Genomic DNA, 26,051 nt, shown 5'->3' on the forward strand with positions numbered 1-26,051 from the left:
TACAAAAATTTCTTTTGTATAAGGTTGTGCAAGCGTTTGCTAGGAGGTGATGGGGATGTCGTTTGCGTCCGAAACAAAAAAAGAACTGACCAATATTGAAGTGAAAGATTGCTGCGCGAATGCAGAATTATCCGCATTGATCCGAATGAATGGCTCGTTGTCATTCTCAAATCAAATGCTCGTCGTCAATATTCAAACCGAAAACGCCGCCATTGCCAGAAGAATCTATACCTTGATCAAAAAGGGGTACGACACCCCTGTAGAGCTTCTGGTACGAAAAAAGATGCGGCTGAAGAAAAACAATGTCTACATTGTACGAATCAAAGAAGATACGAAGAAGATTCTTGAGGAACTGAAAATCCTGGGTGAAAATTTCACTATTATCCATAATATATCGGAAGACTTGATCAAAAAGAAATGCTGCAGACGTTCCTATTTGAGGGGAGCGTTCCTTGCAGGTGGTTCGGTTAACAATCCGGAAACCTCATCATATCATTTAGAAGTTTTTTCTCTTTATTCTGAACACAACGATGCGTTGTCCGAACTGATGAATACCTTCGGGTTGAATAGTAAAACCCTTGAACGGAAAAAAGGCTTCATTACGTATTTGAAGGAAGCAGAGAAAATCACGGAGTTCTTGAATATCATCGGGGCTCACAATGCCCTCCTGCGATTTGAGGATGTACGGATTGTCAGGGATATGAGAAATTCCGTAAACCGCCTTGTGAACTGTGAGACGGCCAACCTGAATAAAACCATAGGTGCGGCCTTAAGACAGGTCGAAAACATTAAGTTCATTGAAAGGCATGTAGGCTTACAGATATTACCCGATAAATTAAGGGAGATAGCAGAATTACGGGTGAATTATCAAGATGTCACGTTGAAAGAACTAGGGGAAATGGTGTCAGGCGGCACCATCAGTAAATCAGGGATTAATCACCGCTTACGTAAAATTGATCAGCTTGCTGAGAAACTCAGAGCGGGAGAAAAGATGCAATAAATAAGGACAAAGGGGAGAGAAATGATTATGGTGGAAAAACAAGTAGAAGTGAAATTGAAGACAGGTCTTCAAGCACGACCGGCTGCATTATTCGTACAGGAGGCAAACCGCTTCTCATCTGAAATCTTCTTGGAAAAGGATGGGAAGAAGGTCAATGCGAAAAGCATCATGGGCTTAATGAGTTTAGCTATTTCCACGGGTACTTCCATTACGCTGGTAGCGGACGGAAGCGACGAAGTAGAAGCACTCGTTGCCCTTGAAGGATTCGTTCAAAAAGAAGCATAAGATCAACTTCATACAGATGAAAAGCTGATGACCAGGGAGTGGTTATCAGCTTTTTTTGGTTCTTTTTTTTTTCAAGAATGGATCAGCTACTTCTTTAGGACCCTTTTCCATATATTTCACATTGAGGATGGATGTATCCCTGCTTTTTTGTTACATTTACTTTTCAGGATACTGTAAAGTGAAATAGCAAAAAAGACATATAATATTTCCAATCTCCACCTATTAAACTAGAGAGTGCGGGAGTATAATAAAATGAGTTTGGAATAAATCACTACCAAAAGTGAATTTCTGTTTTAGATGAGTGGTAGCGTGAAAACATAGACCGTTCTTTTCCGCTCCAGGCACAATATTCCCCGGGGAGGAAGTCGAGCCTCCTCGGGCTTTGCCCTGTGGGGTCTCAACCTTTCCTCTATTTCCCGCAGGAGTAAAGTGCCTTCCGCTACAATCCACTATGTGCTACTACATTCTGACTGATATAAGTATAGATACAAAAAAGAAAAAATGCTCCTATTGTAGGTATGTAGAGCGTTTGTTCCCAAAACAAACTATCTACAAAGGAGTAAAAGAAAATTTAATGTTACTGATAGATCGTCATTGAACTATCTTTTAAATAAATTAAAAGACGCTACCTTGGTAAATAACCTCTTGTAAAGAGAGCAGTTCCCCTCACCATCCAGCACAAACTGGTTGACAGAGCCCTGGCAGATTATATGTTAGAAAACAACAATCTCTGCGAAAAGAGCTTTTAATAAAGAAGTTTACGATAAAGGAAGACGATGCCGAATGGAAAAATACACAAAGCATTTCTTTAATAATATTCGAAAAAAGTTAGAAGAATGGGAGTCTGCCAAAGTCATGGCCCATGAGGATGTTTACCGGTTCATCCATTCCATGGCGGGCTCGGCTTCGATTCTTGGCTTACATAAAATGGGGGATCATGCCCGGGAATTGATGGGTCAGTACAATGAAAAAGAAGAGCGGACGTGGACAATCGCAGAAGTGAAGGAAGAGCTCTTCGACATTATCCAATTCTGTTATCACTATGAGGAGGAATCGGCTGAGGTATTCCCCGGCAAACAAAGTCGAACAGGGGAAGAGCCTGTCGTACTTATAATCGATGATGATACATCTTTCCTTATGTATATGAAAGAAGAGCTGGAGAAAATCGGATGGTATGTGGTCCCGATTGCCAACCCGGAAAAGGCCATCATGTCTTATTACGATGTAAGGCCGGACTGTGCCATTATCGATATTTATATGAACGGGACGAATGGATTCGAGGTGCTGGATTTCTTCAAGAAGAAGTTAAAGCAGCAGTTTATTCCGACGGTCATGGTGAGTGTGGACAATAGCAAGGAAGTCCGGATGAAAAGCTATCGGATGGGAGCAGATGATTTTATCCATAAGCCTTTCGATCTGGATGAGTTTATTGTGCGTGTGGAAAGACAGATGGAGAGAAAGAAGCAAATGGAAGAGCTCGTATTGATCGATGAATTGACCCTTGTTTATAATCGTAAATACTTGAGTCAGGCGTATGCCCAGGTTCAGGGTGACTGGTCTCGTACTGGGGATCCGTACAGTGTGGCCGTTCTCGATATTGATTATTTCAAAGGTGTGAACGACCGGTACGGACATCTTGTAGGGGATGGGGTGCTGAAGGAGTTCGCTTCACAATTAAAGTCCAAAACCAGAATTCAGGACATCGTTTTTCGCTTTGGAGGGGAAGAATTTGTCATTTTATTCCCTAATACATCCCTTAAAGAAGCCTGCTCGTTTGTAGATGAAATACGAGAAGGGTTCAGCCAATATGTGTTTCAGGCAGATCCGTCCTTTTCCTGCACATTCTCGGCGGGGGTGGCAGAAATTTCAGATCCGATGAAACCGTTTGATACTTGGCTGAAGCTTGCAGACAATGCACTTTATGAAGCGAAAAGCAGTGGCAGGAACTTGGTGAAGATTGACAATAAAGCAAGTGAGCATACTCCCCATAAACGTATGAAAATCGCCATCGTAGATGATGATCCCATCATCCGGACGGTGATGAAGGATATTGTGTCGAAGCTGCCTTCTGAACAGCATATTCAGTACGATATCCAGACATTTAAAGATGGAGCAGCGTTTATCGGGTCGGACTGGCATAGGGAAGATCCTTGTCTTGTGATTTTGGACGGGGTCATGCCGAAGATGGATGGCCTGGAAGTACTGGAGCAGCTCCGTAAGAAGAGTGATTCAGATCGTTACAAAGTGTTGATGCTTACTTCAAGGAAGAGTGAAAGGGACATCTCGAGATCACTCCAGCTTGGTGCGGATGATTATATGACGAAACCTTTTAAACTACTAGAGCTTGAGGCACGTTTAGGACAAATGCTGAAAAGGATGAGATAGATCAGTGTTCTCGCAGGAGCTTTTTTATTTTTTTATTGTGTTAGTCGGTTTACTGGTGCTGTTAACGGGTTTGTGCCTGTACTTGTTGATAAAGAAGACAATAGATAATAAGAATCGGGCACATATCGAGCAGTATAAAGAAGAATATCAGTTAGCACTCTTTCAATTTCTGCACGAAGGGGTCAAGAGTGAAAGTTTGAAAGATCGTTCCCCCTTACAGATCAGGGCATTAGTGGAATTACTGGCCGGTTTTTCAAAAATGTTTGCCTCTGATGACATTCAAGAACGATTACAAGGATTTGCAGAAGAGCACTTTCAATCGTTTATCCTTTCTCAGCTTAGACACAGGAGATGGAGTATCAGGATGAATGCCCTCTATTGGATCCAGGACTTTAAGATGAAGAGTATGGTAGAACCGCTTAGTGAGCTTCATGCTTCAAAAAGTGTAAGTAAGGCGGAAGAGATCCAACTATTAAAGCTAGCTGTGATGTTTGAGGAGGAAGATCTGCTCGCACGATTAATAGAGCCGAAGCATGAGCTGACGGAGTTTGAATACAGTCTCCTGCTTCACCAGTTAAGGAAAGAACAGTTCGGGCCATTGGTACATGTTTTTGAAGAACTGCCTGAGGTGATGAGGTTTGCCCTTATCGATTCAATCGGGACAAGGAACAGAATGGAGCATGTACCTTTCCTTCAAAGACTATTGGAAGACGGCTCCGCGGAACTAAAGATCCGGGCTTTGAAGGCAGTGGTAGGCATGGAATATTACCTTGATGTTGAGCGACTTTCAGTTCACCTGCGTGCAGATTCATGGCAGGAAAGGCTGATGGCCATTAAGGCGTGTGAGTACATCCGTTCACAGCAATTGACTCCTTACTTAACGGAGCTTATGAGTGACCCGTCCTTTTACGTTCGTTCTCAAGCGGCTCAATCCCTTTTGCGCCTGGAAAACGGAAAAGAAGTGTTAAGGGAAATTGCTGATCATGCAGAAGATGAATATGCCAGGGATATGGCAGAGCAGTGGTTGGAAAGGGGAGCGGTTTCATGAAGGTAACAGCAGAGTGGGGAAGTACCCTGATGTCGGTTGGAGGGTTTGTCCTCATTTATATGATTCTTGTCATCTCTTTTTATACGATTCTCCTCGTGATATCCCTTTTTCAATTAAGGAAAACCTATGGACTGGATGATTGGGAGCCTTACGAAGAGCTCTTACATCTCCATCAAACGAAGCCGGTTTCCATCCTGGTCCCTGCTTACAATGAATCAGTCGGCATTATGGCCACGGTAAGGTCATTGCTCAGTATTGAATACCCTGAATACGAAATCATTATCATAAACGATGGTTCAACCGATGATTCCATGGAAAAACTCGTGGAATCCTTTCAATTGGTGAAGATTAAGTGGGTGATTCGAGAGCAGCTGGATACACAGCCGGTTAAGGCTGTGTACCAATCCAGGCTGTACAATAATTTACTGGTGATCGATAAGGAGAACGGAGGCAAGGCGGATGCTTTGAATGCCGGAATCAATGTATCAAATTATCCTTATTTCTGTTCCATAGATGGAGACTCGGTTCTGGAGCGGACGGCCTTCCTGAAAGTGATGAAACCGATCATCGAGTCCGACGGTGAGGTCATTGCATCCGGGGGAAGTATTCGAATCGCCAACGGATGCGAAATCGAAAGCGGGGAAATTGTGAAGGTGGGTCTGTCCAGATCCCCTCTTGTTGTGATGCAGGTAATCGAGTACTTAAGGGCATTTCTTATGGGAAGAATCGGCTTGAGCCGGCACAATCTTCTTCTGATTGTATCAGGTGCGTTCGGGGTATTCTCGAAACGTTGGGTCGTGGACGCGGGAGGATACTCCCACACAGTGGGGGAAGATATGGAGCTCGTCGTCAGGCTCCACCGGTATGTGAAGGAACAGAAAGCAGATAAAAAAATCGTGTATGTACCGGATCCTGTGAGCTGGACGGAAGCACCGGAATCTCTGAAATACTTGCGCCGTCAGCGAAGCAGGTGGCATCGAGGCTTGTTTGAAAGCCTTTGGATTCATCGCCGCCTTCTGTTCAACCCCAAGTACGGTTCGATCGGGATGGTTTCCATGCCGTATTTTTTGATCATAGAATTTTTTGGCCCGGTTGTAGAATTGATGGGATATATAATTATGATTCTATCTCTATTTCTCGGCGGAGTTTATCTGGAATTTGCGATTCTATTATTCTTCCTCTCAATTCTGTATGGATCGATCCTGTCCATGGCCGCCGTGCTCCTGGAAGAATGGTCCGTCCGAAAGTATCCGAAAGCATCCGATATCGGAAGGCTTTTCGTCTATTCGTTAACCGAGACATTATGGTACCGTCCGCTGACCGTTTTATGGCGTTGTGAAGGAATACTTGACGTGATCCGCAAAAAAAGGGGCTGGGGAGAAATGGCGAGAAAAGGAGTTTCGAAATGACAAAGCTGAAATCTTATTCATTTGTCTTGTTCATCGCAGGCATCGTCCTGCTGGTGTCTGCCCCTTTTTGGCTCTGGCAGGTTAAGAATGAGAAGGAACTGGACCTTCTGATCATTGATAAAACGGTCCCTGATACGACGTACCGTGAGCATAAAGGGCTGATGTGGTTTCTGAATCAGCAGAAATATGTGCAAACGAATGGGCAGCATTACGATTTAAAGAAAGATTATATTGGATTTGTTCCGAAAAAGGATCAAACCTATGATATTAAGAATATCCCTTCATCCACCGACCGGTATGATGCGGTCTACCTAGCCGATACATATGGTGTGTATGAAGAGGAGTTCCATAATAAAAATGTCTCTGGCAAGCGGTCCTCCAAGCTTTACGGAGGCTTGACCGACCAGGATATGGACGCATTGAAAGACATGGCGGTGAACGATGGGAAGACATTGATCGCCGAGTTCAATTCCATGGCCCAGCCTACGGAAGAAGCAACAAGGAAGAAATTCTATTCCCTGTTCAATCTGGAGTGGTCGGGGTGGATCGGAAGGTATTTCCCTGAACTGACGAATAGCGAAGTGCCTCAATGGGTGAGGGATAACTACGAGAAGCAATATGGTGACTCGTATCAGTTCACGGGACCGGGTTATGTGCTCGTGGACGAAAGTGACCGGTTGGTGGTGTTGGATAAGGATGACATCGGGAAGAAAGGTGTCGTTTTTTCCACCACTCCTGAGGGCGAAGAGTTAATCGGCGAAGAAATCAGCACGCCTTATTCATACTGGTTTGATATCGTAGAAGCGATCAACCCTGATGAGGTCATGGCCAACTATACGCTGTCACTGTCAGAGAGCGGGAAGGACACCATGAAAGCCTTGAATCTGCCGGTTACATTCCCAGCTGTTGTTCACGGCGAGAACCGTCAATACAATACTTACTATTTCAGCGGTGATTATGCGGATCAGGCGGATGTGCCCGATCTGTACCAGACCGTGGGATTTACTTCCTGGAGAAAATGGACGGGTTCATCCAGCCCGGATGACACGTCACAATTTTACTGGAAGGCGTATACTCCTCTAATGACGGCGATCCTTAAGGATATTCAAAAGGGTGGTGACCTTAAGGAGACCCAAACCGTTGAAGTCACCAAAGAAAATGATCTGAAGCTCGCTGGGAAAACCGGCACAGACTACATTCAGGTGAAGAAGGACGGGAAATGGGAGGACCTCCTCATAAAAGGGGTGAATATGGGGATTGCAAGGCCGGGTTCTTTTCCCGGCGAAACCGCCATTTCCAAAGAGGAATATCTGAGGTGGTTCAAGCAGATCGGAGCGATGAATGCGAACTCCCTCCGGATTTACACCATCCATCCTCCCGAATTTTATGAAGCTTTTTACGAGTACAATCAAATGGCAGAAAAACCGCTGTATTTATTCCACGGCGTGTGGGTCAATGAAGAGATCTTCTTAAGGTCCGAGGATGCCTTTGCAAAGGAAAACACCGACGAACTTTCGTCAGAAATCAAGAAGACCATTGATCTCGTGCATGGGAATGCTGAAATACCGGAACGAAAAGGTCATGCGTCCGGATCTTACACCTATGACATATCCCCTTACGTCCTTGGCTGGATTTTCGGGGTGGAGTGGGATCCCGAAGTGGTCCTTGCGACAAATGAAAAGCATAAAGGACTTCAGGATTTCAAGGGAGAATACATTGAGACGGAAAAGGCACAGCCTTTTGAAATCTGGCTCACTGAAAGAATGAATGAAGGAATCGCATATGAAACGGATACGTATCAATGGCAAAGGCCTGTGAGCTTCACGAACTGGGTCACGACCGATCTGTTGGATCATCCAAGTGAACCCCTGGAGAAAGAAGACATGGTGTCTGTGAATCCGAACGTCATGAAGGGCACCGACAAATTGAAAACGGGTTTATTTGCTTCCTATCATATTTATCCGTATTATCCCGATTTTCTGAATTACGAGCCGGAGTATGTCGATTATATCGACCAACGGGGAGAAAAGAACAACTATGCAGGCTATTTGAATGATATGAAGAAAGCACACTCCATGCCGTTAGTCGTAGCGGAGTTCGGTGTCCCGGGATCACGGGGACTGACACATGAAAACGTCTACGGCATGGATCAGGGTCATCATTCGGAAAGAGAACAAGGTGAAATCGACCGGCGATTATTCGAGGATATCGTGGAAGAAAAAATGGCCGGTGGAATGGTGTTCGCCTGGCAGGATGAGTGGTTCAAACGGACGTGGAATACGATGGACTATGACAACCCCGACAGACGTCCGTTCTGGCAAAATGCCCAAACCAATGAGCAGCAGTTCGGAATGTTGAGCTTTGATCCGGGCTCGAGTAAAACCAGCATGATCCACGTGGACGGAAGGACCGACGATTGGACCTTTAATGGGATCAAACCTGCTTTTGACAAAGATGGACACAGCCTCTATGTGACGAGTGATGAACGCTTTGTCTATATACGGGTCGATTCAGAACAGATTTCTGAAGAGAAAGATACCTATCTACTCTTTGACACGATTCAAGATCAGGGTCAATCCACGATTCCGAATGTGAAGGATGTATCCACAAAAGGAGTGGACTTTGCCCTTCACATAAAGGGAGAGAAGGAGGCACGTTTGTGGGTCGACAGCTATTATGACACCCATCACTATCAGTATGGGCATGTCCTTCATATGATTGAAGAAGAGAAATATGCGAAAGTGAAAAACAACGGGGAGTATCATCCGATCCGGTTGACGTTGAACAAATCATTGGATGTAGGAGGGGAGAACATCCCGTTTCAGTCCTATGAAACAGGTGTCCTCCAGTTCGGGACCTCGAATCCTCGGGATAGAGCGTATGATTCTTTGACGGATATCAGCGTTGACTCCTCTCAAGGGCGATATGAAATCCGTATTCCTTGGCAGCTACTGAATGTGAAGGACCCAAGCCTTAAAGAAGCGATGGGGGATATATGGTCAGGTAAAGGATTGCAAAGCTCAACGACCCTGGAGTCCATCAGGGTCGGTTTATACGAAAGGGATGGAGGCAAGGTCTTCTCATATCCTGCCCGTACCGGGGATGGATTCATCAACCCCGCAAAATTTCATCCGTACTCCTGGGATACATGGGACCAGCCGACCTCCCATGAGAGATTGAAGCAATCCTACTATGAAATGAAAAAAGCATTTGAGAAAGAAGGGGAATAAAAATGGCGAGAATTCTGATTGCAGAAGATGAAGAAGTCCTCCGGATGTTGATGGTGGATACACTCGAAGACGAGGGACATGAGCTCGATGAAGCAGCCGATGGCCGGGAAGCGGTCGATCACATCATGGAGAATGACTATGATCTCATTCTCCTCGATTATATGATGCCTCTTTTGACTGGTCTGGAAGTGATTGAAAGGGTGAGGAATTCACCTGAAAAAAGTACGGTGAAAATCATGATGGTTTCTGCCAAGAGCCAGCAATCGGACAAGGACCTCGTGTTGAAATTGGGAGCCGATTATTTCATCGCCAAGCCGTACAGTCCGGCAGAACTCGTTCAGAGGATCGAGGACATATTGAATGAAGAAAATTAAAGAATTATTTCAAACAAGCTTACGCAATCAATTCATCGGAATGATGAGCGGCTTCATCGTCATTTTCTTCATCGGGGCAGCCTTCTTGTCTTTGTATGATCAATTCATTACGAACGAGTACGAGGTTCAGAGGAATCTGTTGAATCAAAAAGAAGACCTGGCTGAACAATTGGACAGAGATTTTCAAAAGGCCTTCTTTGATGCGAGGGGATATCTTGCATTTGGAAGGCAGGAGTTCAAAAAAAGTATCTTTAATCAAGAGAAAAAAGTGGATGACACGTTAAAGAAATTAAAAGGATTAGAAACAGAACAGGAAGATCTACTCTTTTTTAAAGATGTAGAGGAATTTTCCAATCTTTATTTCAAGGATTTGGCGCCGCGGATCATCAGTGATTATGAAGAGGGGGATATAGAGGCTGTGAAAGAGGCTTCGGCAGCCGGAGCCACTGCTACAATCGAAACGTTCCAAACCCAGCTCAATGGGTATGCGGACTCCATTGAACAAAGCAAGCGAAGTGCGTATGATGAGTTGAAACGGAAAGAGTCATTAAGTCAAACGGCTTTTGTGATCTTCATTTTTCTAATGCTGCTGGTTCTGATGAGATTGATGAGAATGATTGCAAAACAAATCGGTCATCCTCTCAACCAGGTGGCCTCTGCCGCTGAACAAATTGCAGAAAACGATTCATACCAAAAGTGGACGTTTGAGAATAAACGGAAAGATGAAATCGGTAAGATGTCCAGGGCATTCGAAAAGATGATTTATAAAATCCAGGAGAAGGAAGAGCATCTCCTGGCCCAAAATGAAGAACTGCAGGCCCAGCAGGATGAGCTGGAATCCCAGCAGTCCGAACTTGAGCATCTGCTGAATATGACGAAGAACAGGGAGTCGCAGCTCGAACGCCGGAACGAATTCATTCATGGAATTTCGAGTTCCCTGAACAAACAAGAGGTACTGGAAAGCATTGTGAAGAGTATGAGTCAGGTGATGGGGGCTTCACGGGGCATGATTGTTCTCATGGATGAGCAAAAGTCCAATGCGTCATTTGGGATCTCTCAAAATGGTGCTGCACAGTTCTTGACGTACATTTATAACGGGATTCATCAACGATTATTCGATTCGAGAGAACCTTTCTCCCTCAAGCGGGAAATGCTGCCTCCTGAGAAGGGGTATCATGAAGAAACCCTTTACTCGTATGACTTATTTTTACCAGTCCTTTCCGCAGATCAACAAGTGGAAGCCATCATGGTGTTCAGCCGTTTCGGAAATGATTTCAATAAGCAGGAGTTGGCTGAGTACACGAGCCTGGCAAAGCAAATTTCCATTTCCCTGCAAAAGATCAGCCTGTTTGAAGAAACAGAGGCCAACCGTCAATTAACGCAGGGTATCCTGAATAATATTCAAGAAGGAATACAACTCATCGATAAAGACGGCAACAGCTTATTAATGAATACGAAATTAACGGCCTTGATAGAAGGGGAGATCGATGAACTTCAACAGGCATGCTATCAAACATGGAAGCAGGCACTGATCGATCGGGTCGAAAACAAAGAAAAACTGGATGAATATTATGAGGCCATCGTGAAAGAAGGGAAGACAGGTAAACATCTTCTTACCTATCATCTGGTGGACAGTAAAGAAGTCTTCCAGGTATACTCCGAATCTCTTTATCGTGGGCAGGAGCAGATCGGCACCATATTCGTCCACCGGAATATCACGAAAGAATTCGAAGTCGATCAAATGAAATCAGAATTCGTCAGTACGGTCAGTCATGAGCTTCGCACCCCGCTGTCGAGCGTGCTTGGCTTTACGGAACTGATGCTGACGAAGGACTTAAAACCGGAAAGAACAAAGAAATATTTAACGACGATTTATCAAGAAGCAAAGCGGCTGACGTCCCTCATCAACGATTTCCTTGATGTCCAGCGCATGGAGTCGGGACGCCAAACCTTCGAGAGGAGATTTGAGGATGTCGTCCCGATCATGCAGCAAGTGATCGATACCCAAAAGGTCAATGCACCCCATCACTCTTTTAATATTGCAAGGGAGACGGATTGTACGATCGTCCTTGGAGATCGGGATAAATTGTCTCAGGCATTCACCAATCTGATCAGCAATGCCATCAAATATTCTCCGGATGGGGGTACCATTACGATTTATTTACGGGAAGAAGAAGATAGTATTCTCATAGATATAAGAGATGAAGGGCTAGGCATACCAAATGATGCGATTCCAAACTTATTCACCAAATTTTATCGTGTGGACAACTCCGACCGCAGAAGAATTGGAGGCACGGGCTTAGGTCTTACCATTGTGAAAGAAATCATCGAGACCCATGATGGGGAAATCACTGTCTCATCAGAGGAGGGGAAAGGAAGCGTGTTTACCATCCGCTTACCTCTCGTGACCATCCAAACCTTTAAAGAGGATGAACACTGCGGGAATGGGATGAATATCATCGTCATTGAAGACGATATCAATCTTGCATCCTTACTGAAAGCAGAGCTGTCGGATAGTGGTTTCAAGGTGCAGCACACCCCGTCAGGAAATGAGGCCTTGATGGAAATGCAGGAATCGAAGCCTGATGCCGTTGTCCTCGATATTATGCTCGAGGGCAGCATGTCGGGATGGGATGTACTTGAAAAAATGAAATCGGACCAACATCTTGCCCAAGTACCGATTATCATTTCTTCGGCGTTAGATGAAAAAGAAAAAGGACTTACGCTGGGAGCCAATGATTATTTAGTCAAACCATATCACCCTAGTAAGTTATCTAAAACGATTTTACATCAGATGTTGAAAAAAGGGATGAACGGTGAGATTTTAGTACCGGTTGAGGAAATACGATCGAAATAGAGTAAAATAAAAACCCCCTCATGGTCGAATCCATGAGGGGGTTCAGTATTCTTACTTATTATTCATATCATTACGAGTGATGATGCGATCGATCAATCCATATTCAAGCGCTCTTTCAGCTGTCATAAAGTTATCGCGATCTGTATCTTTTGAAATCACATCAAGTGGTTGACCTGTGCGATCAGCCAGGATCTGATTCAGTTTTTCACGAAGGAATAAAATTCGCTTCGCTGCGATTTCGATTTCCGTAGCTTGACCTTGAGCTCCACCAAGTGGTTGGTGTATCATCACTTCAGCGTTTGGAAGGGCTAATCGCTTACCTTTTGCACCTGCTGCAAGAAGGAACGCACCCATTGAAGCAGCCATACCGATACAGATCGTTTGTACATCAGGCTTGATGTATTGGATTGTATCGTAGATAGCCATACCTGCCGTGATGCTTCCGCCAGGAGAGTTTATGTAAATCGAAATATCCTTCTCCGGGTTTTCAGATTCAAGGAAAAGAAGTTGTGCTACAATGGAGTTTGCCACATTGTCATCAATTCCGCTTCCAAGCATGATTACACGGTCTTTCAATAAACGTGAATAAATGTCATACGCACGTTCACCGCGGTTTGTTTGTTCAATTACTGTAGGAATTAAATTCATCCTCGTTCCTCCTTAGAAATCCTTTTTATTTTTCTGAATTACTTATTCACTTTGTACTGTTATCATACACCCATGGTCAATAAAGGTCAAACTAAACGCTTCCTTTAATACCCTGTATATAAATCCTTTCTACATGATACCCATTCATTCCTTTTTTAAACGGGGGTAATGTGGTAAGTTTGTTGTTATTTAAGTTAGTAGAAGATCAATTTCAGTGAATTATGTATCTACCTTCTAAAACAGTATAGAGTGAATCATAGACCGTTCCTTTCCGCTACAGGCACAAGATTCCCCGGGGCGTGAGTTGAGCCTCCTCGGGCTTTGCCCTGTGGGGTCTCAACTTTCCAGCTCCGGCGGCTAGCCCCTCGAGGTCATAAGCTAAATGGGCCAAGAAGGCAAAGAACGCCTTCTAGGCCCATTCATCTTATGCTTGTCGGGGCTGTGCGAGCCGCCTACGCTTTTCGTACTTTCCCGCTATTCCCGCAGGAGTCAAGTGCCTTCCGCTTCAATACACTCTGTGGTTCTTTAATAGGATTGATAAAGAGTACAGGAGATCTTGAAGAGTTAACTAATTACAAAGAACTTCCCACTGCATTTTTTAAAAGATATTAATGGATAATCTAAAAAAGACATAAACGAGAATATCTATTGCAAACAAGCATTTTCTGGCTTATAATATGTATTCGTGACGGTTATTCATTTCATGCCCTCGTGGTGCAACGGATAGCACGTAAGATTCCGGTTCTTGAGATGGGGGTTCGATTCCCTCCGAGGGCGTACCAGTAATACTGATATGAAGGTGTTTCTACAAGTTATTAATTTGTGGAGGCATCTTTTTTCGTTTCTGAGATTAAGGGTGTTTTAATTCTATATATTGTATAATTATATAATATACCTATTTTGAGGAAGTGCCGGATCAGTTTTGTGTTTTATACATAGGTTACAAAAAGGTAATAAAGATTTATTTGTTGAGATTTATTGGTTTTGCAAGAAGGTGTTTCGCCCTGCACCAGAATATTTAGAGGTGAGGAAAAGAAGAGGAAACTCGTTGATATTGCAAAGAAGAATAATCTAAAACCGGGATGGTGGATTCGTGTGAAAGATTTTGTAGCTTTTGACTTTGAAACGGCTAATCGTGCAAGACACAGTATATGCTCAGTCGGAATGGTGTTTGTAGAAAATGGTGAAATTGTTGAGTCCATTTACCAATTAATCGATCCGGAAGAAGGATTTGATAGGTTTAATATCAGAATACATGGAATTAAACCACAAGATGTTGCAGGCGCGATGACGTTCGATGCTTTCTATCATTCTATCAAGGACAAAATAGAGAATAAGTTGATGATTGCTCATAATCTTTCCTTCGATGGATACGCTTTGAGGGATAATTTAGCTCGTTATGAAATGAAGCCCGTATACAACCAATTTCTCTGCACATATCAAATGTCCAGAAAAATGGTGAAGGGTCTTCCTGCCTATCAGCTATCATCTATTTGTACTTATTTTGGAATCGAATTAGATAATCACCATCATGCTGCAGATGATGCTAAAGCATGCGCTCAATTAATGCTAAAGCTAGGAGAAGAGTACAAGATTACGGACTTTGATTCTCTCTACAATAAGACTCGAATTAAACCGGGAGAAATATCCGAAGGCATCTATCGCTCTTCACTAGTAAGTAAATCTGCTAAATAACTCAACTTTCCGAGAATCTTTATCTTATAATGATATTCAATTGTGGCATCCTCCAGGGGGCTTTTTGTTATCAGTTTCTATTGAATATATTAAGAGATTGGTGTTGAGATGGATGGAGAACACCCACACTCTGACAGTTGATTTCCGCTGCAGGTGCTCAACTCACGCCCCGCGGAAAGCGAGCACCTGCAGCGGAAATCAACTACTGCTATCCTCGTGAAAGTTTTTGAGAGAAAAGACATATATATAGTACAAACCCACCAACTACCAACGAATTCCCATTAACGAACCACCAATTTTATTGTAGAATAAATGAATGGGAGGTTACGAATCATGAATTTGAAAGCAGGACTTTTTCAAAATCAACAATTAAAACTTCAAATGACACAGCAGCTTTCTCAAGCCATCACCATCCTCCAATATTCAACGATGGAACTGAATGCTTATATAGAAGCTAAGCAATTAGAGAATCCCCTTATACAATTAGAACCGCCAAAGCAAGATCCCCTTCATCAACGAGAGCCTCATACGTTTAAACGAAATGCCGGAAATCACGAAAACACGGTGGATTGGTATGAATATGTATCCGTACCAAAGAAGTCCCTTGCGGATGCACTATCTGTTCAATTAAATTTGAAATCGCTTACTTCTTCAGGAAGAAAGATAATGGAAGAATTAATATACAGCTTGGATGACAATGGATATTTAAGAGTAGACGAAGAATCCTTCATTCATAAACATGGTTTGGAAGTGATTCAACTAGATAACTATATTAATAGGCTGCAGGAATTAGAACCAGCCGGTATAGGAGCGAGATCCCTGCAGGAGTGCATATCCCTTCAGTTGCAGAGGAAAGCCGATGTTCCTCCTCTGGTTACAAGGATTGTAGAGAATCATTTTCAAAACTTTGCCGAAAAGAAGTGGAAAGTCATCGCCAAGGATCTTTCGGTAGAGCTTAAAGACATCCAAAAGGCGGCTGACTTCATTCAACATTGCAATCCGAGACCCGGCTCAAAATATTCTCAGCATATCGCTGAATTCATTATTCCTGAGCTGGTCGTGAAGGTGATCGATGGTCATACCGTGGCCGTATCGTTGTATGATGGCACAACCGTTAACGTCACATATAATGAAGAGTACACAGATTTCCTTGAGCGTCACCCTGATAAGGAAGTTCAGTCCTATCTTCAGGAAAAGGAGCAGGACTTCCAGTGGCTGCTGCAAAGTTTAAGGCAGCGAAAGCAGACAATCCTGAAAGTAGGGAAGATGCTTGCTGAAAAGCAAAAAGCCTTCTTTCTTAAAGGACCATCAGCCGTCCAGCCTTTGACCTTGAAGCAGGTGGCTGATGAAATCGATGTTCATGAATCCACTATAAGCCGGGCTGTAAAAGGAAAGTATATGCAAACACCATATGGAATTTATGAATTGAAGTATTTCTTCACCTCAGCCATCAAATCGGTCAAGCTTGAGGATTCCGAAACGGTATCCGCGACGAGCGTGAAAAATGAGCTGCAAAAGCTGATTGATGAAGAAGACAAGAAGAAACCACTATCAGACCAGAAAATGGTCAACCTTTTATTGGATAAAGGCTATGATGTATCAAGAAGGACGATCGCTAAATACCGCGATCAATTAGGGATTGCTTCTTCCACGATGAGGAAGAGATATGAATAGATCGGTTTGGGTCGGTGCCAGGCACAAGCCCAAATCACAGACCGCACATATCCATTCCCGATCACCACAACCTAGCACAAAGTGAGGAACCAAGATGAAACAAGTCCTATTCTACACGCGAAACCAATGCGGACTATGCGAAGACGCAAAAATCACATTAAAGCTCCTCCAGGATGAACTGGGATTCGAGACAATCGAAATCGATATCGAGGAAACTGATGAACTGACCGAACGTTTCGGACTCATGATCCCTGTCGTGGAACTGGACGGGGAAATCCTACAATATGGGCAAATTGATTATTTTACGCTCAGCAAGCGTTTACATGAAAAAACCCGATAGTTTCTAGTTGAATTCCGATTCATACCCTGATAAAATGAATTTTGAAAGCAGGGATGAATTTTTTTTGGAGGTAGTGGGACATAATATGTCTATGTGGGACTTTATAAGTCCATCATATCCACGCACTTCATTTGAAGGAGCTTTTCTATATGGAATCTTTAATTGACATACAAAAGCGATTATTACCTGACCTGCTTGAAGTTATGCAAAAAAGGCATCAGATTCTTCGTTCCATCCGGTTCATGCAGCCTGTCGGGCGCAGAAGTCTTGCTCAGAACATGGGCCTGACCGAACGCGTACTGAGAAGCGAAGTGGAATTCCTGAACAATCAAGATCTCATTGATATCAAAACCTCTGGAATGATTATGACGGAGGATGGTATTCAGCTTTTAGAAAGCCTTGAAACCATGATGAGAGAAGTTTCGGGAATCAACGTAATGGAGCGGGAATTAAAATCTTTACTTAATCTTCATGAAATTGTAATCGTTCCTGGGAATAGTGATGAGTCTCCTTGGGTAAAAGAAGAATTAGGGCGTGCATCAGCTTCTAGTATGAAACGTCGCCTAAAAGGAAATACTATCATCGCTGTGACTGGAGGTTCGACGATGGCCGCTGTAGCAGAGATGCTTACACCGGATTTCTCTGACGAAACCTTGTTTGTTCCTGCTCGGGGTGGAATTGGAGAAGACGTTAAAAACCAGGCTAACACCATATGTGCCAAGATGGCTGAGCATACGAGAACGCGACATCGTGTTTTATATGTGCCGGATCAGGTTAGTAAAGAAGTATACAAGTCCTTCTTGAAGGAACCGATGATCAAAGAAGTTTTAAATTTGATCAAATCGGCTAACATGGTTCTCCATGGGATTGGGGATGCTATCACAATGGCTGAAAGACGAAAGACCACTGATGAGGACTTTGAGAAAATCACGGATGGTCATGCTGTCGGGGAGGCATTTGGTTATTATTTTAACGAAGCGGGTGAAGTGGTACATAAGGTGCCAACGATCGGCCTGCAATTAGAAGATTTAAGTCACATCGAAAACGTCATTAGCGTCGCAGGCGGCAGCTCGAAGGCGAAAGCGATTCGGGCGTATATGAAGAGTGCTCCTACGGGAACCGTGCTTATCACGGATGAGGGAGCCGCAAGAGAGCTTTTAAAAGGGTAAGCCCTTTTGAAATATAAAAAAAATCATCCTTAACTATCTAAAGGAGGAAATTATTCATGGCAACAAAAATTGGTATTAACGGATTTGGACGTATCGGACGTAATGTATTCCGTGCAGCACTTAAAAATAACGACGTAGAGGTAGTAGCGGTTAATGACTTAACTGATGCAAACATGCTTGCTCACCTTTTACAATATGATACAGTTCACGGAACTCTTCAAGAGAAAGTAACTGTTGACGGCGACTACCTTGTAGTTGGCGGTAAAAAAGTAAAAGTATTAGCTGAGCGCGATCCTGCTCAACTTGGTTGGGGAGATCTTGGTGTAGATATCGTTGTTGAATCTACTGGACGTTTCACAAAGCGTGCTGACGCAGCGAAACATATCGAAGCTGGTGCGAAGAAAGTCATCATTTCTGCTCCTGCATCTGATGAAGACATCACAGTGGTTATGGGTGTTAACGAAGACAAGTATGACGCGGCTAGCCACGATGTTATCTCTAACGCTTCATGTACAACAAACTGCTTAGCGCCATTCGCTAAAGTTCTTAACGATAAATTCGGAATCAAGCGTGGAATGATGACAACGATCCACTCTTACACAAACGACCAACAAATCTTAGACTTACCACATAAAGATTACCGTCGTGCACGTGCAGCTGCTGAGAACATGATTCCAACAACTACAGGTGCTGCGAAAGCTGTATCTCTTGTTCTTCCTGAGCTTAAAGGGAAACTGAATGGTGGAGCGGTTCGTGTTCCAACTCCAAACGTTTCTCTAGTAGACTTAGTTGCTGAACTTGATAAGAACGTAACAGCTGAAGATGTGAATGCTGCGCTTAAAGAAGCGGCTGAAGGCGATCTTAAAGGAATCCTTGCTTACAGCGAAGAGCCTTTAGTATCTACTGATTACAACGGTAGCCCGGCTTCTTCTACAATCGATGCATTATCTACAATGGTTCTAGAAGACAACATGGTAAAAGTAATCTCTTGGTATGATAACGAGAGCGGATACTCTAACCGTGTAGTTGACCTTGCAGGGTTTATCGCTTCTAAAGGACTTTAATCGATAAAATTTTGTAAATTGACATCATTAGTATGGTGATTGATGGATAAATTTTGTCCCACCATCTATAATGAAGATGTGATGAAGGGGAGCGGGGAAGATTCCCCTCTCCCTTTTCTTATTGCTATTTCTATTTTTTTGAAAAAGATGTAGAAATTGAAAACTAAAGGAGGCCTTTTACGATGAACAAAAAGTCGATTAAAGATGTCGATGTAAGAGGAAAACGCGTATTTTGCCGTGTAGACTTCAACGTACCGATGTCTGAGGGCAAGATTACAGATGAAACTCGTATTCAAGCTGCACTTCCAACTATTAAGTACTTAGTGGATGGCGGAGCTAAAGTCATTCTGGCTAGTCACTTAGGTCGTCCTAAAGGTGAAGTCGTGGAAGGGCTGCGCTTAACCCCGGTAGCCGAAAGACTTTCCGAACTTCTTGGGAAAAAGGTAGCAAAAGCGGATGAAGCGTATGGAGAAGCTGTTCAATCCAAGATCAGCGACATGGCTGAAGGCGACGTTCTGGTACTGGAAAACGTCCGCTTCTACCCGGGAGAAACGAAAAACGACCCTGAACTTGCAAAAGAATTTGCAGCTCTTGCTGATCTTTATGTAAACGATGCATTCGGTGCTGCTCACCGTGCTCATGCTTCTACTGAAGGAATTGCGAAGCATCTTCCAGCTGTAGCGGGCCTCCTGATGGAGAAAGAGCTGGACGTATTAGGGAAAGCCCTGTCCAACCCTGAACGACCATTTACAGCGATCGTTGGTGGAGCAAAAGTAAAAGATAAAATCGGTGTCATTGACAACCTATTAGATAAAGTGGACAACCTGATCATTGGCGGAGGACTTGCTTACACATTCGTGAAAGCCCAAGGCCATGAGGTAGGAAAATCCCTTCTAGAAGAAGACAAGATTGATTTAGCCAAGCAATTCATGAAAAAAGCAGAAGACAAAGGTGTTAAATTCCTTATGCCTGTCGATGTAGTCGTTGCTGATGACTTCTCAAATGATGCAAATACGGAGGAAGTGGATATCGATTCGATTCCTTCTGATTGGGAAGCACTTGATATCGGGCCTAAAACAAGAGCGTTATTCCAGGACACAATCAAAAGCTCTAAGCTTGTCATCTGGAACGGACCGATGGGTGTATTCGAATTAGAAACATTTGCAAATGGAACGAAAGCCGTGGCTGAGGCGTTAGCCGATGCAACAGATACATATTCTGTTATCGGTGGCGGTGACTCTGCAGCAGCCGTTGAGAAATTCGGATTTGCTGACAAGATGAGTCATATTTCTACAGGTGGTGGAGCTTCACTAGAGTTCATGGAAGGAAAAGAACTTCCTGGAGTAGTGGCTCTTAACGATAAATAATCGCTTTTCAAAGACCAACAATTTTGTGAACCGATTATAAAACAGAAAGGATGAGTACAATGCGTAAACCGATCATTGCAGGTAACTGGAAAATGAACAAGACGTTATCAGAAGCAAAATCTTTTACTGAAGAAGTACAAGGATTAGTTCCTGATCAAGAGGTTGTCGATTCTGTCATTTGTTCTCCAGCCCTATATTTAGAAAGCTTAGTGAACATTTCGAAAGAATACAAGGTAGAAATTGGTGCTCAAAATATGCACTATGAAGAAAACGGAGCATTTACAGGGGAAGTCAGTCCTGTAGCGCTTTCTGATTTAGGCGTAAAGTATGTCATCCTTGGACACTCAGAGCGTCGTGAAATGTTCAATGAAACAGATGAGTCAGTGAACAAAAAGACTCTGGCTGCTTTCAAACACGGCTTAACTCCAATCGTTTGTGTAGGGGAGACGCTCGATCAACGCGAAAACAATGAAACAAAAGAACTTGTTGGTAACCAAGTGAAAAAAGCACTTGCCGGTCTATCAGCAGATCAAGTGAAACACACTGTCATTGCTTATGAGCCAATCTGGGCAATCGGAACAGGTAAATCGTCTACAGCTGAAGATGCTAACGAAGTATGTGCTCATATCCGTCAAGTGGTTGCAGGAGAATTTTCTCAAGAAGCGGCAGACGCAGTGAGAATTCAGTACGGCGGTAGTGTAAAACCTAATAACATTAAAGAATACATGGCTCAATCGGATATCGATGGTGCCCTTGTAGGTGGAGCAAGCCTTGAACCACAAAGCTTCTTGCAGCTTTTAGAAGGGGCAAGCACACATGAGTAAGTCACCAGTAGCGTTAATCATCTTAGATGGTTTTGCTTGCCGTAACACAAAAGAAGGAAACGCTGTAGCCCAAGCGAACAAGCCAAACTTTGATCGTTTGTGGAATCAGTACCCTCACAATCAATTAATTGCAAGTGGAGAAGCAGTAGGACTTCCTGAAGGGCAAATGGGGAATTCCGAAGTCGGTCACTTGAATATTGGTGCCGGACGTATCGTGTACCAAAGCTTAACCCGCGTGAATTTAGCGATTCGTGAAGGGGAATTCGAAACGAACGCCACTTTCCTCGATGCGATCAATCACGCGAAGGAAAAAGGCACGAATCTTCATATCTTTGGATTACTTTCGGATGGCGGAGTGCACAGCCATATCGAACATCTTTATGCCCTCTTAGGTTTAGCGGCCAAAGAAGGAATGAAAGATGTCTATGTCCATGCCTTCCTTGACGGTCGAGACGTCGGCCCTCAAACGGCAAAGAAATATATTGAAGATGCTGAAGCTAAAATGAAAGAAATCGGCGTTGGCCAATTTGCAACAATTTCTGGTCGTTACTATTCCATGGACCGCGACAAGCGCTGGGAACGTGTGGAGAAATCTTACCGTGCCATGGTTTATGGTGAAGGCCCAAGCTACCATGATCCGATGGAACTTGTGAACGATTCATACGAAAATGGGATCTACGATGAATTCGTCATTCCATCCGTCATGACAAAAGAAAACGGGGAGCCGGTTGCAACGATCAAAGATGACGATGCTGTCATCTTTTACAACTTCCGTCCTGACCGGGCGATCCAGATTTCGAATACATTTGCGAATGCAGACTTCCGTTCATTTGAGCGTGGAGAGAAGCATCCGAAGAACCTTCACTTTGTCTGCTTAACACGATTCAGTGAAACAGTTGATGGATTTGTTGCATTCAAACCGACAAATCTTGATAATACACTTGGTGAAGTCCTTTCCCAAAACGGACTGAAACAATTGCGTATCGCCGAGACGGAGAAATATCCTCATGTCACGTTCTTTATGAGCGGTGGTCGTGAAGATGAATTCCCTGGGGAAAAACGGATTCTGATCGATTCTCCTAAAGTGGCAACGTATGACCTGAAGCCTGAAATGAGTGCTTATGAAGTAACGGATGCCCTGCTGGAAGAAATTCGTGAAGACCGTCAGGATGCGATTATCCTGAACTTCGCAAATCCGGATATGGTCGGACACTCAGGAATGCTTGAGCCTACTATCAAAGCAGTGGAAACAGTGGATGAGTGTCTAGGGAAAATCATTGACCTTATCACTGAAAAAGGCGGAACAGCCATCATCACAGCAGACCACGGAAATGCAGATGAAGTTTTGACCGAAGAAGGCAAGCCTATGACGGCCCACACAACGAACCCGGTTCCTGTCATCGTAACGAAAGAAGGAATCGAGCTTCGTGAAGGTGGAAAGCTAGGAGATCTTGCTCCAACTATGCTAGATTTATTAAATGTTAATCAACCAGATGAAATGACTGGAAAAACACTAATTAAAAAATAAGGAGAGATTTTACATGCCATTTATTACAGACGTTTATGCACGTGAAGTATTGGATTCACGCGGTAACCCAACAATCGAAGTAGAAGTTTACACACAATCAGGTGCTTTTGGACGCGCACTAGTTCCATCTGGAGCTTCAACTGGTGAATACGAAGCCGTTGAACTTCGTGACGGAGAAAAAGACCGCTACCTTGGTAAAGGGGTACAAAAAGCAGTCGATAACGTAAACAACGAAATCGCTGAAGAACTGATCGGCTATGACATCACTGAACAAGTAGCAATCGACCAAGCGATGATCGCTCTTGACGGTACAGAAAACAAAGGTAAACTAGGTGCCAACGCCATCCTTGGTGTATCCATGGCTGTTGCTCGTGCAGCTGCTGACTTCTTCGGAGTGGAATTATACCAATACCTTGGTGGATTCAACTCGAAGCAGCTTCCAGTACCGATGATGAACATCGTTAACGGTGGAGAGCACGCTGACAACAACGTAGACATCCAGGAATTCATGGTAATGCCTGTAGGAGCTTCTACATTCAAAGAAGGTCTTCGCATGGGAACAGAAATCTTCCACAGCCTGAAGTCAGTTCTTAAATCTAAAGGCTACAACACTGCAGTTGGTGACGAAGGTGGATTCGCTCCAAACCTTAAGTCCAATGAAGAAGCACTTTCAACCATCATCGAAGCAATCGAAAAAGCTGGATACAAGCCAGGAGAAGAAGTTCTTCTTGCAATGGACGTAGCAGCTTCTGAAATCTACAACAAAGAAGACGGTAAATATCATCTTTCTGGAGAAGGCGTTGTTCGTACTTCAGCAGAAATGGTTGATTGGTACGAAGAAATGTGCAACAAATACCCAATCATCTCCATCGAAGACGGTCTTGACGAAAACGACTGGGATGGTTTCAAACTACTGACTGACCGTATCGGTAAAAAGGTTCAATTAGTAGGAGATGACTTATTCGTTACAAACACCACTAAGCTTTCTCAAGGTATCGAGCAAGGTATCGGTAACTCAATCCTAATCAAAGTGAACCAAATCGGTACACTGACTGAAACCTTCGATGCAATCGAAATGGCGAAGCGCGCTGGTTACACAGCAGTCATCTCTCACCGTTCTGGTGAAACAGAAGACAGCACAATCGCTGACATTGCAGTAGCAACAAACGCTGGTCAAATCAAAACAGGTGCACCATCACGTACAGACCGCGTAGCGAAATACAACCAACTTCTTCGTATCGAAGATCAATTGGCTCACACAGCTCAATATCTTGGAGCGAAAACATTCTATAACGTAAATCGCTAATACAAGCAATTTGAAAAGCAGCTCCGTCTTTGGATGGGGCTGCTTTTTAGTTTGAATGGCATTGCTGTTTCTAAAATCAATGCCAAGTTTGCCAAGACACCTTACAATTAAGGGGTTTTTAGCTGAAATAGGCGTTTGACAAGCTAATGAAGAACGTTTCAATGGTGATGTACCCCATTTTATTTGATTCTATATGGATAAGACTGGCCCAGGTGTCTTTTTGAGGTGGTGAATCGATGGAGATCCAGCCGGTTTTGGTCAAAATCCGGCCGTTTTCGAGAAGAATCCAGCCGTTCTAGGTGAAAATCCGGCCGAAGTTACCCAAAATCCGGCCGATTAACATATAATCCCAAAAACGAAATGCACATCTAATCCTAATCCACACCGACGCACACTCTAATTCCTAACCAACTCTTTCCACAATTCAAACAATATTACCTTGTCCACTACATAATCCCTATGGTAAACTAGTAGTAATGTTATGTTCGTATCAGGAGGTGGGACTCATGCACACTTTATTAGTCACTTTACTTATTATTGTATCAATCGCACTTATCGCCATTGTATTACTACAGTCAGGTAAAAGTGCTGGACTTTCAGGGGCCATCTCTGGTGGTGCAGAACAACTTTTCGGAAAACAAAAAGCTCGTGGTATTGACTTAGTACTGCACAGAATTACAATCGTATTATCGGTACTATTCTTCGTACTAACCATTGCCATCGTAGCTATCTAATACGTACAAAAACCTGATCATTAAGGTCAGGTTTTTTTATTTATCATGCAAGTGGTGTAGCTGAGGGATGCCTCATATGCATGAAAAGAAACTTACTTTTCAAGCGAAATATTGGATTGTCTGACCAATGTTTGCTAAAAATAGAGAAGAAGAGTGGGTTAAACGATCGTTTAACTGTACGAGGCCTGTAATATCAAGCTTCCATCATTACTAATCAAACGTTTGTTTAATAAAAAACCCACTAAAATCTGATTACATAACAAAATCATTTAAACAACTGTTTAACAGTATGGAGCCTTTAAAATCAAGGTTTCTCCCAGCTAATCAAACGTTTGTTTAAAATGAGATAAGGAGTCACTAGCTATGAAAACCGTATTACCAAAACCATTCACATTTGAAGCAGGTCCCCGTGCCGTCTTATTGCTTCACGGATTCACAGGAAACTCAGCCGATGTCCGGATGCTTGGCCGTTTCTTAGAAAAGAAAGGCTATTCATCCCATGCCCCTCACTATAAAGGACACGGTGTACCGCCGGAAGAGTTGGTTCATACAGGACCTGAAGATTGGTGGCAGGATGTCATGGACGGATACGAGCTTTTAAAGAGTAAGGGATATGAAGAGATTGCGGTTGCCGGCCTTTCTCTTGGAGGGGTATTTTCTCTTAAATTAGGTTACACTGTACCTGTAAAGGGTATTGTCCCTATGTGTGCACCGATGTATATAAAAAGTGAAGAAGTCATGTATAAAGGGGTCGTGGATTACGCCCGTGAATTTAAGAAATTTGAAGGAAAACAAGAAGAACAAATTGAAAAAGAAATAGAAGAGTTTAAGAAAACGCCGATGAATACTTTGAAGGCCCTGCAGGAATTGATTGCAGACGTGCGTGGAAATGTGGATATGATCTATTCACCGACGTTCGTGGTACAGGCAAGGCATGACCATATGATCAATACGGATTCTGCGAATATCATCTATGATAACGTTGAATCCGATGAGAAAGACATGAAGTGGTATGAAGAGTCCGGTCATGTGATTACATTAGATAAAGAAAAAGAACAGCTTCATGAAGACGTCTACGATTTCTTAGAGAAATTAGACTGGACGGTTTGATGAA

The 26,051-nt window shown here is 43.4% G+C and carries 20 protein-coding genes and 1 tRNA gene; 20 read left to right on the forward strand and 1 reads right to left on the reverse strand.

What is annotated here, in order from left to right; translation table 11 throughout:
* The first annotated feature begins 55 nt into the window (after positions 1-55).
* From whiA to ACOSV2_RS16415, 8 genes are all read left to right on the forward strand, one after another.
* On the forward strand, positions 56-1,000 hold the full coding sequence (whiA, locus tag ACOSV2_RS16380) for a DNA-binding protein WhiA (protein WP_428976072.1): 945 nt from the start codon (positions 56-58) through the stop codon (positions 998-1,000).
* 27 nt (positions 1,001-1,027) lie between these two features.
* Positions 1,028-1,285 (forward strand): HPr family phosphocarrier protein, encoded by a 258-nt coding sequence (locus ACOSV2_RS16385; RefSeq protein ID WP_397552775.1) that lies wholly within the window; start codon positions 1,028-1,030, stop codon positions 1,283-1,285.
* Between the two features lie 783 nt (positions 1,286-2,068).
* Positions 2,069-3,670, forward strand: a complete 1,602-nt coding sequence (locus tag ACOSV2_RS16390; protein ID WP_428976073.1) for a GGDEF domain-containing response regulator — start codon at positions 2,069-2,071, stop codon at positions 3,668-3,670.
* An 85-nt stretch (positions 3,671-3,755) separates the two neighbouring features.
* On the forward strand, positions 3,756-4,718 hold the full coding sequence (locus tag ACOSV2_RS16395; RefSeq protein ID WP_428976074.1) for a HEAT repeat domain-containing protein: 963 nt from the start codon (positions 3,756-3,758) through the stop codon (positions 4,716-4,718).
* A gap of 29 nt (positions 4,719-4,747) precedes the next feature.
* The gene (locus tag ACOSV2_RS16400) at positions 4,748-6,127 is read left to right on the forward strand and encodes a glycosyltransferase family 2 protein (RefSeq protein ID WP_428976287.1); all 1,380 of its coding nucleotides are present in this window, start codon (positions 4,748-4,750) and stop codon (positions 6,125-6,127) included.
* Positions 6,124-9,357: a hypothetical protein gene (locus tag ACOSV2_RS16405; RefSeq protein WP_428976075.1), complete on the forward strand. Its 3,234-nt coding sequence runs from the start codon at positions 6,124-6,126 to the stop codon at positions 9,355-9,357. The genes ACOSV2_RS16400 and ACOSV2_RS16405 overlap by 4 nt, the downstream gene beginning before the upstream one ends.
* Positions 9,358-9,359: 2 nt before the next feature.
* On the forward strand, positions 9,360-9,731 hold the full coding sequence (locus ACOSV2_RS16410; RefSeq protein WP_428976076.1) for a response regulator transcription factor: 372 nt from the start codon (positions 9,360-9,362) through the stop codon (positions 9,729-9,731).
* Entirely contained in the window at positions 9,718-12,588 is a 2,871-nt protein-coding gene (locus ACOSV2_RS16415; protein ID WP_428976077.1) for an ATP-binding protein, read from the forward strand. The genes ACOSV2_RS16410 and ACOSV2_RS16415 overlap by 14 nt, the downstream gene beginning before the upstream one ends.
* A 51-nt stretch (positions 12,589-12,639) precedes the next feature.
* Here the strand turns inward: ACOSV2_RS16415 and clpP are convergent, their stop codons facing one another.
* Entirely contained in the window at positions 12,640-13,236 is a 597-nt protein-coding gene (gene clpP / locus ACOSV2_RS16420) for an ATP-dependent Clp endopeptidase proteolytic subunit ClpP (RefSeq protein WP_113969137.1), read from the reverse strand.
* A gap of 705 nt (positions 13,237-13,941) precedes the next feature.
* Here clpP and ACOSV2_RS16425 point away from each other — a divergent pair.
* From ACOSV2_RS16425 to ACOSV2_RS16480, 12 genes are all read left to right on the forward strand, one after another.
* Positions 13,942-14,013: transfer RNA gene (locus ACOSV2_RS16425), tRNA-Arg, on the forward strand.
* 318 nt (positions 14,014-14,331) lie between these two features.
* A complete protein-coding gene (locus ACOSV2_RS16430) occupies positions 14,332-14,931 on the forward strand; it encodes a 3'-5' exonuclease (RefSeq protein WP_428976078.1) in 600 nt (199 codons plus the stop codon).
* Between the two features lie 333 nt (positions 14,932-15,264).
* Positions 15,265-16,605, forward strand: a complete 1,341-nt coding sequence (gene rpoN / locus ACOSV2_RS16435; protein WP_428976079.1) for an RNA polymerase factor sigma-54 — start codon at positions 15,265-15,267, stop codon at positions 16,603-16,605.
* Positions 16,606-16,699: 94 nt separating this feature from the next.
* Positions 16,700-16,945 carry a glutaredoxin family protein gene (locus ACOSV2_RS16440; RefSeq protein ID WP_428976080.1) on the forward strand — a complete coding sequence of 82 codons (246 nt, stop codon included), beginning with the start codon at positions 16,700-16,702 and terminating at the stop codon, positions 16,943-16,945.
* Positions 16,946-17,094: 149 nt separating this feature from the next.
* On the forward strand, positions 17,095-18,114 hold the full coding sequence (locus tag ACOSV2_RS16445) for a sugar-binding transcriptional regulator (RefSeq protein WP_428976081.1): 1,020 nt from the start codon (positions 17,095-17,097) through the stop codon (positions 18,112-18,114).
* 56 nt (positions 18,115-18,170) lie between these two features.
* A complete protein-coding gene (gene gap, locus ACOSV2_RS16450) occupies positions 18,171-19,178 on the forward strand; it encodes a type I glyceraldehyde-3-phosphate dehydrogenase (RefSeq protein ID WP_113969132.1) in 1,008 nt (335 codons plus the stop codon).
* Between the two features lie 182 nt (positions 19,179-19,360).
* Positions 19,361-20,545 carry a phosphoglycerate kinase gene (locus tag ACOSV2_RS16455; RefSeq protein WP_428976082.1) on the forward strand — a complete coding sequence of 395 codons (1,185 nt, stop codon included), beginning with the start codon at positions 19,361-19,363 and terminating at the stop codon, positions 20,543-20,545.
* 59 nt (positions 20,546-20,604) lie between these two features.
* Positions 20,605-21,369, forward strand: coding sequence for a triose-phosphate isomerase (gene tpiA / locus ACOSV2_RS16460; protein WP_428976083.1), 765 nt, complete (start codon positions 20,605-20,607; stop codon positions 21,367-21,369).
* On the forward strand, positions 21,362-22,897 hold the full coding sequence (gpmI, locus tag ACOSV2_RS16465; RefSeq protein WP_428976084.1) for a 2,3-bisphosphoglycerate-independent phosphoglycerate mutase: 1,536 nt from the start codon (positions 21,362-21,364) through the stop codon (positions 22,895-22,897). Before tpiA ends, gpmI begins: the two co-directional genes overlap by 8 nt.
* Before the next feature lie 13 nt (positions 22,898-22,910).
* Positions 22,911-24,203: a phosphopyruvate hydratase gene (gene eno / locus ACOSV2_RS16470; protein WP_428976085.1), complete on the forward strand. Its 1,293-nt coding sequence runs from the start codon at positions 22,911-22,913 to the stop codon at positions 24,201-24,203.
* A 506-nt stretch (positions 24,204-24,709) separates the two neighbouring features.
* The gene (gene secG / locus ACOSV2_RS16475; protein WP_148995353.1) at positions 24,710-24,937 is read left to right on the forward strand and encodes a preprotein translocase subunit SecG; all 228 of its coding nucleotides are present in this window, start codon (positions 24,710-24,712) and stop codon (positions 24,935-24,937) included.
* 363 nt (positions 24,938-25,300) lie between these two features.
* Positions 25,301-26,047 carry an alpha/beta hydrolase gene (locus ACOSV2_RS16480; protein WP_428976086.1) on the forward strand — a complete coding sequence of 249 codons (747 nt, stop codon included), beginning with the start codon at positions 25,301-25,303 and terminating at the stop codon, positions 26,045-26,047.
* Positions 26,048-26,051: the final 4 nt, after the last annotated feature.

It is taken from the genome of Rossellomorea sp. DUT-2 (genome assembly GCF_052665285.1).

Excerpts from the sequence above, each read along its gene's own strand:
- ACOSV2_RS16445 (WP_428976081.1), top strand. The coding sequence starts at position 17,095 with ATGGAATCTTTAATTGACATACAAAAGCGATTATTACCTGACCTGCTT.
- ACOSV2_RS16440 (WP_428976080.1), top strand. The coding sequence starts at position 16,700 with ATGAAACAAGTCCTATTCTACACGCGAAACCAATGCGGACTATGCGAA.
- ACOSV2_RS16410 (WP_428976076.1), top strand. The coding sequence starts at position 9,360 with ATGGCGAGAATTCTGATTGCAGAAGATGAAGAAGTCCTCCGGATGTTG.
- rpoN (WP_428976079.1), top strand. The coding sequence starts at position 15,265 with ATGAATTTGAAAGCAGGACTTTTTCAAAATCAACAATTAAAACTTCAA.
- ACOSV2_RS16400 (WP_428976287.1), top strand. The coding sequence starts at position 4,748 with ATGTCGGTTGGAGGGTTTGTCCTCATTTATATGATTCTTGTCATCTCT.
- whiA (WP_428976072.1), top strand. The coding sequence starts at position 56 with ATGTCGTTTGCGTCCGAAACAAAAAAAGAACTGACCAATATTGAAGTG.
- ACOSV2_RS16405 (WP_428976075.1), top strand. The coding sequence starts at position 6,124 with ATGACAAAGCTGAAATCTTATTCATTTGTCTTGTTCATCGCAGGCATC.
- gpmI (WP_428976084.1), top strand. The coding sequence starts at position 21,362 with ATGAGTAAGTCACCAGTAGCGTTAATCATCTTAGATGGTTTTGCTTGC.
- secG (WP_148995353.1), top strand. The coding sequence starts at position 24,710 with ATGCACACTTTATTAGTCACTTTACTTATTATTGTATCAATCGCACTT.
- tpiA (WP_428976083.1), top strand. The coding sequence starts at position 20,605 with ATGCGTAAACCGATCATTGCAGGTAACTGGAAAATGAACAAGACGTTA.
- clpP (WP_113969137.1), bottom strand. The coding sequence starts at position 13,236 with ATGAATTTAATTCCTACAGTAATTGAACAAACAAACCGCGGTGAACGT.
- eno (WP_428976085.1), top strand. The coding sequence starts at position 22,911 with ATGCCATTTATTACAGACGTTTATGCACGTGAAGTATTGGATTCACGC.
- gap (WP_113969132.1), top strand. The coding sequence starts at position 18,171 with ATGGCAACAAAAATTGGTATTAACGGATTTGGACGTATCGGACGTAAT.
- ACOSV2_RS16390 (WP_428976073.1), top strand. The coding sequence starts at position 2,069 with ATGGAAAAATACACAAAGCATTTCTTTAATAATATTCGAAAAAAGTTA.
- ACOSV2_RS16385 (WP_397552775.1), top strand. The coding sequence starts at position 1,028 with ATGGTGGAAAAACAAGTAGAAGTGAAATTGAAGACAGGTCTTCAAGCA.
- ACOSV2_RS16455 (WP_428976082.1), top strand. The coding sequence starts at position 19,361 with ATGAACAAAAAGTCGATTAAAGATGTCGATGTAAGAGGAAAACGCGTA.
- ACOSV2_RS16415 (WP_428976077.1), top strand. The coding sequence starts at position 9,718 with ATGAAGAAAATTAAAGAATTATTTCAAACAAGCTTACGCAATCAATTC.
- ACOSV2_RS16480 (WP_428976086.1), top strand. The coding sequence starts at position 25,301 with ATGAAAACCGTATTACCAAAACCATTCACATTTGAAGCAGGTCCCCGT.